The sequence below is a fragment of the Yersinia kristensenii genome (assembly GCF_900460525.1).
Lineage (GTDB): Bacteria > Pseudomonadota > Gammaproteobacteria > Enterobacterales > Enterobacteriaceae > Yersinia > Yersinia kristensenii.
The window spans coordinates 809,436-821,941 of sequence record NZ_UHIY01000001.1; the positions used below are offsets into that span (position 1 = coordinate 809,436).

A 12,506-nucleotide genomic window follows, 5' to 3' on the forward strand; every position below is an offset into this window, starting at 1 on the left:
AAACGAACAAAAAGGCCATCACCTGTTAGGGTGATTAACGTTGGCAAAAACCAAGGTATATCAGGCTAATAGTTGTTCGTCAGCTATTGCTGGTCCGATTCCGATAGGTCGTCTTGTTCTTGGCCCAAAAGCGCCAATTCCAACAATGCATAGCGGTGCTCAACAAAGTTATGAACGTTGTTAGCTACCGTCAGTTTGAACAGCGCCGAAGCAGTGTTCTTGTCCCCCAGACTTAGGTAATGTTTACCTAAATAGAAGTCAGTTTCACTGAGATGCTCAGCGAGCGAAGTGTTATCCATTGCATCTGCCTTGAGCCTTTCCATCAGCGTTTTTTCGCTAATTGTGCCCAAGTAGAATTCGACAATATTCCATCCCCATTGCCCTCTGTCCGATTTTTCATAGCGCTGTTGTAGCGCTACTGCAGCTGTCTTAGGATCGATTTCTCTTTCCACCAAATACAGCCATAACGAACGGAAGGGATCATTTGGATCGTCTTGATAAAACGCCTGCAGATCATCCTGCGCCAACGGGAGTCGACCGCCATAATACAGAGCGATACCCCGGTTTAAACGCGCGTAATTGTAAGTTGGATCAAGCTCTAGTACAGAATCAAACGCTTCATAGGCAGCATCAAAATTGCCTGCCTGCGTTAAATAAATGCCCAGATAGTTAAAAACTTCTGGCATATCAGGACGAATAGCTAACGCTTGCGAAAAATCATTTCGCGCTAGTGCCCGTAGCCCGAGGCTATCATACAGCACTCCGCGCTCATATAAAAGCTGCGCGCGCTCATCATCCGTAAGTGCCCGACTTGCAAGGATTTGTTCCATGCGCGCCAGAATCACTTCCTGCTGCAACGTAGGTTGCAACGGAATTGCTAATACCTCGTCTTTACGCCAATCATGGTTGCTGCATCCTGCCAGCATCAGTGCTGTCACAACGTAACACCAGCGCAAGAAAGGCTTCATTTCCTACTCCCGAAGACAAACATTGGATAAATATCCTTTCATCCATTTGTTTAACACAAGAGCATCCTGCCCTCGAGATAACACAGCTCCTCACATCAGCAAGGAGCTGTGGAATACTAATTATTCTGCTGCTTCTGGAGCCGGTGCTTCTGCGTCAGGAGTAGTCGCTTCTTTGATGCTCAGGCGGATACGGCCCTGACGATCAACTTCCATGACTTTTACTGGGACTTCTTGGCCCATTTGCAGATAGTCAGTCACTTTCTCTACGCGCTTGTCAGCGATTTGAGAGATATGCACCAGACCTTCTTTACCGCCGCCGATTGCCACAAATGCACCGAAATCAACGATACGAGTCACTTTACCCGCATAGATACGGTTCACTTCGATTTCAGCAGTAATTTCTTCGATACGACGAATAGCATGTTTCGCTTTGTCGCCGTCAGTTGCTGCAATCTTAATGGTGCCATCATCTTCGATTTCAATGGTGGTGCCAGTTTCATCAGTCAGCGCACGGATCACAGAACCACCTTTACCAATCACATCCTTAATTTTCTCAGGATTGATTTTCATGGTGTAGATACGTGGAGCAAATTCAGAGATATCGCCGCGTGGAGTGCTAATAGCCTGTTCCATAACACCCAGAATGTGCAGACGCGCACCCTTAGCTTGGTTCAGAGCCACCTGCATGATTTCGCGAGTGATACCTTCAATTTTAATATCCATTTGCAGTGCGGTGATACCGTCACGGCTACCGGCTACTTTAAAGTCCATGTCGCCCAAGTGATCTTCGTCACCCAGAATATCAGACAGAACAACAAAGTTTTCATCTTCTTTAACCAGACCCATTGCGATACCAGCAACAGCGGCTTTAATCGGTACACCTGCATCCATCAGGGCCAGAGAAGCACCACAAACAGAAGCCATTGAGGAAGAACCGTTAGACTCGGTGATTTCAGAAACCACACGGACAGTGTAAGGGAACTCGCTCGGACTTGGCATCACTGCCAACACACCACGTTTCGCCAGACGGCCATGGCCAATTTCACGACGTTTCGGTGAGCCAACCATACCGGTTTCACCAACACAATATGGAGGGAAATTATAGTGTAGCAGGAATGAGTCAGTACGCTCACCCATCAGCTCATCAATATTTTGTGCATCACGTGCGGTACCCAGGGTTGCAGTAACCAGTGCCTGAGTTTCGCCACGAGTGAACAACGCTGAACCATGAGTACGTGGCAATACGCCGGTACGCACATCCAGACCACGGATCATGTCTTTTTCGCGGCCATCAATACGCGGTTCGCCAGCTAATACACGGCTACGCACAACGTTTTTCTCAACGCTGCCCAGGATATCCTGAATTTCAGAAGCATCTAAAGTATCGTCTTGCGCTAACAGCGCTTCAGTCACGTCAGCTTTGATAGCATCAACTTGTGTGTAACGCTCTTGTTTCTCGGTGATGCGGTATGCGTCACCCAGACGAGCGGCGGCCAACTCAGCAACACGCGCGTGCAGCGCTTCATTCACTGGTTCTGCATGCCAATCCCACTTCGGTTTGCCTGCTTCAGCAACCAGAGCGTTAATATTTTCAATCACAACTTGTTGTTGTTCGTGGCCGAAGACAACCGCGCCCAACATTTGATCTTCAGACAGAATTTGTGCTTCTGACTCAACCATCAATACTGCAGCAGCAGTACCAGCAACAACCAAGTCCAGACGGCTTTCTTTCAGCTCATCAGTGGTTGGGTTCAGCACGTATTGGTCGTTGATAAAACCAACGCGCGCAGCACCAATTGGGCCGTTGAATGGAATACCTGACAGACTCAGCGCAGCTGATGCGCCAATCAGTGCCACGATATCTGGGTTAACTTGTGGGTTAACAGAAACAACAGTCGCAATAACCTGAACTTCATTCAGGAAGCTGTCTGGGAACAGTGGGCGAATCGGACGGTCAATCAGACGTGAAGTCAGCGTTTCGCCTTCACTTGGGCGGCCTTCACGACGGAAGAAGCTACCTGGGATACGGCCAGCAGCGTAAGTACGCTCCTGATAGTTAACTGTCAGAGGGAAGAAGCTCTGGCCTGGTTTAGCTTTCTTTTGGCCAACAACAGTGACGAATACTGCGGTGTCATCCATGCTTACCATTACAGCAGCAGTTGCCTGGCGAGCCATCATGCCAGTTTCGATGGTGACGGTATGTTGGCCGTACTGGAATTTACGAATAATCGGAGTCAGCAAAATAGTATCCTTATACTATGCGGTGCCGGATCGTATTGACGATCTCATCCACCTGTTACTAATACCTTCACACTGCATCCTCGCGACTAATGACAACCCTTAACTCCCATTGAGTTAAAGTCTCTCATTAGCCGCGCGAACCTCTGCACTGGAAGATCCTATTTATACCCGTCATCTTTCGAGATGTAGCTGTGTTGGCTGCGTTCAATCACCCGAATCACTTACTTATGTAAACTCATCGGGACTCTTTCGCTTGCCGCCTTCCTACATCTCGAAATCTATTGGGTAGACAAATTCTATAGAACAACAACAATATACTAGCGTATTTTATCATTGCTTCTTAGAAAAAAGGGGCCAATTTGGCCCCTTTCTCCCGAAACTCGCAGACTTAGCGACGCAGACCCAGACGCTCGATCAGGGAAGCATAACGCGATACATCTTCACGCTTCAGGTAGTCCAGCAGCTTACGACGCGTGGATACCATACGCAGCAGACCACGACGACTGTGGTGATCTTTTTTGTGCTCGGAGAAATGACCTTGCAAATGGTTAATTTGAGCAGTCAACAGAGCAACCTGAACTTCGCTTGAACCGGTGTCATTGGCACCGCGACCGAAGTCAGCAACGATTTTAGCTTTCGCTTCAACACTTAGAGACATGATACAACTCCAAATATATAGATAAATTAAGACAGGCGCCGATCTCTAATTCAGCAACCCAATATGTAAGCCGCACTATTCTACTCTTTGAACCGCGGGATCGCAAGGTAGCCGCTCGGCGCTACTCAGCATATTCTACCACTAAGCGCTTAGGTGCCACACGGCCATCTTCTGCAATAGTGCCAATACCAATGAAATTACGCTCTTCGCCTTCAGTGATACGGACCATTCCTTCGCCAGGCGCACCGGCTACATGCACTGGCTGCCCTTGTTTTACATAAGCAGCAACAGCAGGTAACAGATTGACTTCTGGGAAATTTAATACTGCACTGTCCATCGGCAATAGCAACGCATCCAGTTCCGAATTTGGCGAACGCTCTTCAGTTTGTGCCGCTTCAACCATCGCGATTAACTGATCTAAAGTTACCATGCGGTCACTTGGATAAGTCGCTACCTGCAAACGGCGCAAATAGCTAACATGTGCGCCGCAACCCAACAATTCACCCAAATCATCAACAATAGTGCGGATGTAGGTGCCTTTGGAACAATGGATTTCCAGCTCCAGATCATTGCCTTCCCAGCGAATAAACAGCAGTTCGTACACAGTAATACTGCGTGCTTCGCGTTCGACTTCAATGCCCTGACGGGCATATTCATACAGCGGCTTACCTTGATGCTTCAACGCAGAATACATCGACGGCACTTGCTGGCTGTCACCACGGAAACTGTCCAGAGCGGCATCCATCTGCGCTTGCGTGACATTAACTTCCCGCTCGCTGATTAATGCGCCTTCGGCATCCGAGGTATCAGTCCGTTGACCTAAACGGGCCACAACACGATAGCGTTTATCTGAATCTAGCAAAAATTGGGAAAATTTGGTCGCTTCGCCCAAACAGATAGGCAACATGCCGGTCGCCAAAGGATCAAGTGCACCGGTATGACCTGCGCGGTTTGCGCTAAAGAGGCGTTTTACCTTTTGTAAAACGTCATTAGAGGAGAGGCCCAGCGGCTTATCCAATAACAGAACGCCGTTAATGTCACGGCCGCGACGACGTGGACGACCCATTACTTCTCCTCGTCGTTTCCTGGATTAACCTGACGTTCTGCATCATTTTTGATGACGTTAGTCACCAGGTTAGACATCCGCATCCCTTCAATCAGAGAGTTGTCATAGGCGAAAGTCAGTTCTGGCACGATACGCAAACGCATCGCTTTACCCAGCAGAGTGCGGATATAACCGGAGGCATCTTGCAGTGCTTTAATGCCATTTTTTACTGTATCCGGATCAGCATTGTCGGTTAACACATTCAGGAAGGTCACAAAGACTTTAGCGTAAGCCAAATCACGAGATAGCTCGATGCCTGACACGGTTGCCATGCCAACGCGAGGGTCTTTGATTTCGCGCTGTAAGATGAGTGCGATCTCTTTTTGCATTTCTTGTGAAACGCGCTGAGAACGGCTGAATTCTTTTGCCATTGGGATTCTCCAGACAAATTGGGGGGCCAAGGCCCCCCAAATGGATATAAGCAGATCTGAGGCGATTAATCGATAGTACGTTTGATTTCGATAATTTCGAAGACTTCGATCACATCACCCGTACGGACGTCATTGTAGTTCTTAACGCCGATACCACATTCCATACCATTACGGACTTCGTTAACGTCATCTTTGAAACGGCGCAGAGATTCCAGCTCGCCTTCATAGATAACCACGTTGTCGCGCAGAACACGGATTGGATTATTACGCTTAATCACACCTTCAGTAACCATACAACCTGCAATGGCGCCAAATTTCGGTGATTTAAATACATCACGAACTTCAGCCAAACCAATGATTTGTTGTTTGTACTCAGGTGCCAGCATACCACTCATCGCCTGCTTAACTTCATCAATCAAGCTATAAATGACTGAGTAGTAACGCAGATCCAAGCCTTCAGTTTCTACAACACGACGCGCTGAAGCATCAGCACGAACGTTAAAGCCAAGGATGATTGCGCCAGAAGCTGCGGCCAGTGTTGCATCAGTTTCAGTGATACCACCAACGCCTGAACCCACAATGCGGACTTTCACTTCATCGGTAGACAGTTTTTCCAGTGAATCACAGATAGCTTCACAAGAACCCTGTACATCAGACTTGATGACGATGTTCAGTTCAGAAACTTCACCTTCGGTCATGTTAGCAAACATGTTCTCCAGTTTAGATTTCTGTTGACGAGCCAGCTTAACTTCACGGAATTTGCCCTGACGATACAGTGCAACTTCACGGGCTTTCTTCTCGTCACGAACAACGGTCACTTCATCACCGGCAGCCGGAACACTGGACAAGCCCAGGATCTCAACCGGAATAGACGGACCTGCAGACGTGATATCACGGCCCAGCTCGTCACGCATCGCACGCACGCGGCCATACTCGAAGCCACACAGGACGATATCACCTTTGTTCAGCGTACCTTGTTGAACCAGCACGGTAGCAACTGGGCCACGGCCTTTATCCAAGAAGGATTCGATAACAACACCACTTGCCATGCCAGTACGAACGGCTTTCAGTTCCATGACTTCAGCTTGTAGCAGAATCGCTTGCAGCAAATTATCAATACCGGTACCGACTTTCGCAGAGACTTCGATGAATGGAACATCGCCGCCAAAATCTTCGGATATGATACCGTATTGAATCAATTCAGTTTTAACACGATTTGCATCAGCGGCTGGTTTATCGATTTTGTTCACTGCAACCACAACCGGCACGTTTGCCGCTTTAGCATGCTGAATAGCTTCGATAGTTTGTGGCATCACGCCATCGTCGGCTGCAACAACCAGCACCACGATATCAGTCGCCTGAGCACCACGGGCACGCATTGAAGTAAACGCGGCGTGTCCTGGAGTATCCAGGAAAGTGATCATGCCGTTTTCAGTTTCAACGTGATAAGCACCGATGTGCTGTGTAATGCCGCCGGCTTCACCTGACGCCACTTTCGTGGAGCGGATGTAATCCAGCAGAGAAGTTTTACCGTGGTCAACGTGGCCCATGATAGTCACAACTGGAGCGCGGTGCTCAGCTGCAGCTTCAGCGCCGGTATCACGGTCGCTCATCAGCGCTTCTTCTAGCTCGTTTTCACGACGCAGGATGACTTTGTGGCCCATCTCTTCAGCAACCAGCTGTGCTGTTTCCTGATCAATAACTTGGTTAATGGTTGCCATTGCACCCAGTTTCATCATTGCTTTGATGACCTGAGAGCCTTTAACAGCCATTTTGTTTGCCAATTCAGCAACAGTTACCGTTTCGCCAATCACTACATCGCGGTTAACGGCAACAACAGGCTTATTGAAGCTCTGTTGTAATGTGCTTGGTTTACGTTTGCCTTTACGGCCAACAGCACGTGCTTCTTCGCGATCAGCTTTAGACTCGGAGAGTTTATTGCCTTTCTTCTGTTTAGTTGCTTTACCACCACGAGTGCGGCTGCGGCGATCACCTTCAACTTTGGCGTCGTTTTCATCTTCCGCGGCGCGCGCATGTTGTGAGGTGGTTACGTGGTAATCTGCAGATTCAGTCTGCTCAGCCACAGGGGCTGGCCATTTACCTTCATTTTCGGCTGCCATTTTACGGGCTTCCTCAGCAACGCGTTTAGCGTCTTCCTCGACCTTACGGCGTGTTTCTTCTTCTACAGAGCGTTTTAGCTCGGCAGCTTCAGCTTCACGGCGTGCTTTATCAGTCTGAGCTGGCTTGGTTTTTTCGTCGGTTTGTTGATTCGTCACTTTTTCTTTTTCCGCTGCTTGGCGTTTAGCTTTTTCAGCGGCCTCACGTTTCGCTTGTTCTTCGGCCGCTCGTTTAGCTTTTTCTTCAGCGATTTTCTGCGCTGCTGCTTCCGCTTCACGTTGTGCCTGCTCTTCCGCTTCACGCTGTGCCTGCTCTTCCGCTTTCGCTTGTTCAGCTTCCGGCGTATTTACATAAGTGCGTTTCTTGCGGACCTCGATTTGCACCGATTTACTTTTTCCGCCGGTGCTCGGAATATTCAAGGTGCTACGCGTTTTGCGTTGCAACGTGAGTTTATTAGGCGCACTACCGTGTTCACGGTTTAAGTGCGCCAGCAATGTCTCTTTTTCTTGCTGGGTAACTGAGTCTACTTCAGACTTTTTGATCCCTGCATCAGCAAATTGCTGTACCAGGCGATCAACTGGAGTCTGAATCTCAGCTGCCAGCGATTTTACGGTTACATCTGTCATGCTGTTCCTTCCTGCTACAGTTTATTACGCGTTATCGCCAAACCAACAGATATTACGTGCAGCCATTATCAGCTCGCCGGCTTGCTCATCGCTAAGCCCTTCAATATCTGCCAGATCATCGATACCCTGCTCGGCAAGATCTTCCAGCGTACACACACCGCGCGCAGCCAATTTAAATGCCATGCTACGTTCCAGACCAGCCAGATTCAGCAGATCATCAGCGGGTTTTTGGTCGCCAAGACTTTCTTCTTGTGCCAGGGCCAGCGTGGTCAATGCAGCTTTGGCGCGGTCACGCAGCGCTTCAACCGTATCTTCGTCAAGACCATCGATTTCCAGAAGTTCTTTCATTGGCACGTAAGCCAATTCTTCCAGAGAAGAGAAACCTTCCTCTACCAAGATGGTGGCAAAGTCCTCGTCGATATCAAGATATTTGGTGAAGGTATCAATAGCGGCATGAGCCTCGGCCTGATGCTTCGCCTGAAGATCGTCCGCCGTCATTACGTTCAGTTCCCAGCCACTCAGCTGTGCCGCTAAACGCACATTCTGGCCATTACGACCAATTGCCTGTGCCAGGTTACTGGCTTCAACGGCAACATCCATGGTGTGTTTGTCTTCATCGACCACAATTGACGCAACATCAGCTGGTGCCATGGCATTAATAACAAACTGGGCTGGATTATCATCCCACAATACAATATCAATGCGCTCGCCGCCAAGTTCGCTAGAAACAGCTTGAACACGGGCACCACGCATACCGACACAAGCACCGACCGGGTCGATACGTTTGTCGTTGGTTTTAACCGCAATTTTAGCACGCGAACCCGGATCACGGGCAGCGGCTTTAATTTCGATCAATTCTTCGCCGATTTCTGGCACTTCAATGCGGAACAGTTCGATCAGCATCTCAGGGCGTGAACGGCTGACAAACAGCTGAGCACCGCGAGCTTCTGGACGCACATCGTACAAAACACCACGGATACGGTCGCCTGGGCGGAAGTTTTCACGCGGTAGCATGTCTTCGCGGTTAATAACCGCTTCGGCATTATGACCCAGATCCAGTGCAATACTATCGCGATTAACTTTCTTAACCGTACCGGTAACAATCTCACCTAAATACTGGCGGAATTGTTCAACCACCATAGCCCGTTCAGCTTCACGCACTTTCTGTACGATAACTTGCTTGGCTGTTTGGGTTGTGATGCGGTCAAAAGTGACAGATTCAATCTGATCTTCAACATAATCGCCCAACTGGATCGATGGATCTTCATATTGAGCCGCATCTAACGTAATTTCGCGGGTTGGCATCGTGACTTCGTCAACGGCAACCCAACGACGGAAAGTGTCGAAATCACCGGTTTTACGGTCGATGCTGACGCGAACTTCAATTTCTTGTTCGTATTTTTTCTTGGTCGCTGTCGCTAGAGCGGTTTCCAACGCCTCAAAAATCTTCTCGCGCGGAAGGGATTTCTCATTGGAAACTGCTTCTACAACAGCCAGAATCTCTTTGTTCATCCTAGTTGCCTCATCCAAACTTTAAAAGTGGGGTACCAGGTTCGCTTTCTGGATGTTGCTCAGCGCGAACACTTCATCTTTTCCATCCACAGTAACCGTGATCATTTCACCATCAACGGCTTTGATAATGCCCTGCCATTTACGGCGGTTCTGCATAGCCATACGCAACACCAAAGTAACTTCTTCACCAAGGTAACGAGTATAGTGTTCAGCAGTGAACATTGGGCGTTCAAGGCCCGGAGAGGAAACTTCTAAGTTGTAAGCGACCGTAATGGGATCTTCGACATCCAAGACAGCGCTGACCTGGTGGCTGACATCAGCACAAGCATCAACAGTGATTCCGTCGTCACTATCAATATAGATTCGTAGCGTCGATTGGCGCCCCCGGATGAACTCGATGCCGACTAATTCATAGCCTAAGGCCTCTACCGGTGCTGAAATTATCTCTGTTAACTTTTGTTCTAATGTGGACAAGCCCACCCCCAAGACATAAAAAAAGGGCCTAATAGCCCAGTGATTCTGCTGTCAAATAACAAAAAACCCCGAAATTCGGGGCTTTATGCAACTGGACCCTGTTTGCCGCAAAGCGGCTTCGGTACAACTTTCTGACAAGTATTTTTTTCAAATTGAAATCGAAAGTATCTGAGGTCTACCGAATACAACATTTGAAAAAAAACACTTTAGGAAAGTGGTTGCGGGGGCCGGATTTGAACCGACGACCTTCGGGTTATGAGCCCGACGAGCTACCAGGCTGCTCCACCCCGCGTCCGAAAACGTGGCAAATATTACGTTGATAACGACAAAAAAGCAAGTTATCTGTCTGATTTGGTACCGAGGACGGGACTTGAACCCGTAAGCCCAATCGGGCACTACCACCTCAAGGTAGCGTGTCTACCAATTCCACCACCCCGGCACTGATTCAAATGGTTGTTTTTACTAATTCAGTCTTCACAACCACTTTAAAACTTTCTTTCTATTTCTAACGACTAACTTCTTTTGAAACATTACTGCGGGATATCACTACTCGGCTTAGTCGGCGCTACGGGTGCTGTAGTCTGCTCAGCTTTTGCTGGCTGACCCAGATTTTCCCACTCGCTGCCTTTATTGCCCTGGTTGGTGCTCATATTGCCCAAAATCAAGCTGATGACGAAAAACAATGCCGCCAATACAGCCGTCATGCGGGTCATAAAGTTACCGGAACCATTCGAACCGAACAGAGTTGCAGAAGCACCTGCTCCGAATGAGGCTCCCATATCCGCGCCTTTACCTTGCTGCAACATGATCAGAGCAACTAGCCCAATCGAAATCAGCAAGAAAATAACCAGAAGAGCTTCGTACATAGTTGTACCTGTATCCTTGCGGGTTCACCGCATGCCAAATGCTTCTCACCCATCAAGCGGGGGACTTATTCACCCACTTAAGCGGGTGTGAATACTAACCAAAGCGTCTAGTACACGCAAGGGCAATTTCATCACATAGGTTTATTTGCGGAAAAAAGCGTCAAGTTATTCAACTTCAGCATAATTTATAGGGGGGAGTACCCCCTCCCCCGCTAAAAAATCATTAACCTGCCGCTTTTACCGCATCGGCAATTCGATTCGCCATTTCAGAAATCAGTGCTTCTTCAGCATCACCTTCAACCATCACTCGGATTAAGGGCTCAGTACCTGACTTACGCAACAGAACTCGGCCACGATCACCCAGCTCTTTTTCAACTTGGCGAGTAACTTCTTCAACTTCCTCTGATTTCAGAGGATTGTGATCACCAGAGAAACGCACGTTGACCAAGATTTGTGGCAATAATTTCATACCACTACATAAATCATGCAAGCTCATATGGTTACGCACCATCGCAGTCAGCACCTGCAAACCAGCTACAATACCATCACCAGTGGTGGTTTTATCCAACAGGATCACGTGGCCTGAGTTTTCAGCACCAATCCTCCAGCCTTTTTCCTGCATAGCTTCCAGCACGTAGCGGTCGCCGACTTTAGCGCGAACAAATGGAATACCCAGCTCTTTCAATGCCAGTTGCAGCCCCATATTGCTCATCAGAGTGCCGACAGCACCGCCTTTCAACTGGCCTTGACGTAAACCTTCACGAGCAATGATATAGAGGATCTGGTCGCCATCAACCTTATTACCCAAATGATCGACCATCATCAGCCGGTCACCGTCGCCGTCAAATGCCAGCCCAACATGCGCTTTTTCAGCAAGAACACGTTCTTGCAGCAGACGGACATCAGTCGCACCACATTTTTCGTTAATGTTCATCCCATCAGGCTCACAGCCGATGGTAATAACGGTTGCACCTAGCTCGCGCAATACGCTTGGCGCTATGTGATAAGTTGCGCCATTAGCGCAATCGACCACAATTTTCAGCTCATTCAAGCTGAGTTCGCTCGGGAAGGTCCCTTTGCAAAACTCAATGTAACGGCCCGCAGCATCCACGATACGGTTGGCTTTACCCAGTTCCGAAGATTCTACGCAAGTTAATGGTTTTTCCATCTCGGCTTCAATCGCCTCTTCCACATCATCAGGCAATTTAGTGCCGTCGATTGAGAAGAATTTAATGCCATTATCATAGAAAGGGTTATGAGATGCCGAAATCACGATGCCCGCTTCTGCGCGGAAAGTTCGCGTCAAATAAGCAACCGCAGGGGTTGGCATAGGGCCGGTAAATGAGGCTGATAGCCCCGCAGCAGCTAGACCCGCTTCGAGTGCTGATTCCAGCATATAGCCAGAAATGCGCGTATCCTTACCGATGATAATTTTACGAGAACCATGTCGAGCCAGAACTTTACCGGCAGCCCAGCCGAGCTTTAATACAAAATCTGGCGTAATCGGGCTGTCACCCACTTTGCCGCGAATGCCATCTGTACCAAAGTATTTACGGTTACTCATAAT

At 48.6% G+C, this 12,506-nt stretch carries 10 protein-coding genes and 2 tRNA genes; all 12 read right to left on the reverse strand.

Annotated features, from left to right (window positions below; translation table 11 throughout):
• Window positions 1–83: 83 nt before the first annotated feature.
• Window positions 84–968, reverse strand: a complete 885-nt coding sequence (gene nlpI / locus DX162_RS03715) for a lipoprotein NlpI (protein WP_032819273.1) — start codon at window positions 966–968, stop codon at window positions 84–86.
• Window positions 969–1,088: 120 nt separating this feature from the next.
• Window positions 1,089–3,209: a polyribonucleotide nucleotidyltransferase gene (gene pnp / locus DX162_RS03720; protein WP_004389236.1), complete on the reverse strand. Its 2,121-nt coding sequence runs from the start codon at window positions 3,207–3,209 to the stop codon at window positions 1,089–1,091.
• Window positions 3,210–3,597: 388 nt separating this feature from the next.
• Window positions 3,598–3,867, reverse strand: coding sequence for a 30S ribosomal protein S15 (gene rpsO, locus DX162_RS03725; protein WP_004389235.1), 270 nt, complete (start codon window positions 3,865–3,867; stop codon window positions 3,598–3,600).
• A 121-nt stretch (window positions 3,868–3,988) separates the two neighbouring features.
• The gene (gene truB / locus DX162_RS03730) at window positions 3,989–4,933 is read right to left on the reverse strand and encodes a tRNA pseudouridine(55) synthase TruB (protein ID WP_004389234.1); all 945 of its coding nucleotides are present in this window, start codon (window positions 4,931–4,933) and stop codon (window positions 3,989–3,991) included.
• A complete protein-coding gene (gene rbfA / locus DX162_RS03735; protein ID WP_032819271.1) occupies window positions 4,933–5,343 on the reverse strand; it encodes a 30S ribosome-binding factor RbfA in 411 nt (136 codons plus the stop codon). Before rbfA ends, truB begins: the two co-directional genes overlap by 1 nt.
• A gap of 65 nt (window positions 5,344–5,408) precedes the next feature.
• Window positions 5,409–8,087, reverse strand: coding sequence for a translation initiation factor IF-2 (gene infB, locus DX162_RS03740; protein ID WP_004389233.1), 2,679 nt, complete (start codon window positions 8,085–8,087; stop codon window positions 5,409–5,411).
• Window positions 8,088–8,111: 24 nt separating this feature from the next.
• Complete coding sequence (nusA, locus tag DX162_RS03745; RefSeq protein ID WP_004389232.1) at window positions 8,112–9,599, reverse strand: transcription termination factor NusA; 1,488 nt, start codon at window positions 9,597–9,599, stop codon at window positions 8,112–8,114.
• Between the two features lie 21 nt (window positions 9,600–9,620).
• Complete coding sequence (rimP, locus tag DX162_RS03750) at window positions 9,621–10,073, reverse strand: ribosome maturation factor RimP (RefSeq protein WP_005156279.1); 453 nt, start codon at window positions 10,071–10,073, stop codon at window positions 9,621–9,623.
• Window positions 10,074–10,288: 215 nt separating this feature from the next.
• Window positions 10,289–10,365 (reverse strand) — tRNA-Met (locus DX162_RS03755).
• Between the two features lie 60 nt (window positions 10,366–10,425).
• Window positions 10,426–10,512: transfer RNA gene (locus DX162_RS03760), tRNA-Leu, on the reverse strand.
• A gap of 91 nt (window positions 10,513–10,603) precedes the next feature.
• Window positions 10,604–10,939, reverse strand: coding sequence for a preprotein translocase subunit SecG (gene secG, locus DX162_RS03765; RefSeq protein WP_004389230.1), 336 nt, complete (start codon window positions 10,937–10,939; stop codon window positions 10,604–10,606).
• A 223-nt stretch (window positions 10,940–11,162) separates the two neighbouring features.
• Window positions 11,163–12,503 (reverse strand): phosphoglucosamine mutase, encoded by a 1,341-nt coding sequence (gene glmM, locus DX162_RS03770; RefSeq protein ID WP_004389229.1) that lies wholly within the window; start codon window positions 12,501–12,503, stop codon window positions 11,163–11,165.
• Window positions 12,504–12,506: the final 3 nt, after the last annotated feature.